The 353-nt window shown below is 40.2% G+C and carries 1 protein-coding gene; it reads left to right on the plus strand.

Features of this window, described 5'->3' with window-relative positions; translation table 11 throughout:
- Positions 1–353: homoserine O-acetyltransferase/O-succinyltransferase family protein (locus V2H77_RS00050; RefSeq protein WP_341497183.1), on the plus strand; the 353-nt coding region annotated here is incomplete at both ends.

The raw sequence follows: 353 nt of genomic DNA on the forward strand, positions 1-353 counted from the left end.
GTTTAATTGTCACTGGTGCGCCATTGGGATTAGTTGAGTTCGAAGATGTGGCATATTGGAGACAGATTGAAAGAATAATTAGTTGGGCAAAGGAGCACGTTACTTCTACCTTATTTATTTGTTGGGCTGTACAGGCCGCTTTGAATATTTTGTATGGCTTGCCAAAGTTTACTAGAGAAGTAAAACTATCAGGTGTTTATTATCACTCTACTCTGGACCCTTTAGCATTATTAACTCGTGGCTTTGATGAATCTTTTTTTGCTCCTCATTCTCGCTATGCTGATTTTCCTGAACAGGTTATTCGTGAACATACAGATCTGGATATTCTTTCCAGTTCTGAAGAGGCGGGGGCC

This window comes from Photorhabdus sp. P32 (assembly GCF_038085095.1).
Classification (GTDB): domain Bacteria; phylum Pseudomonadota; class Gammaproteobacteria; order Enterobacterales; family Enterobacteriaceae; genus Photorhabdus; species Photorhabdus luminescens.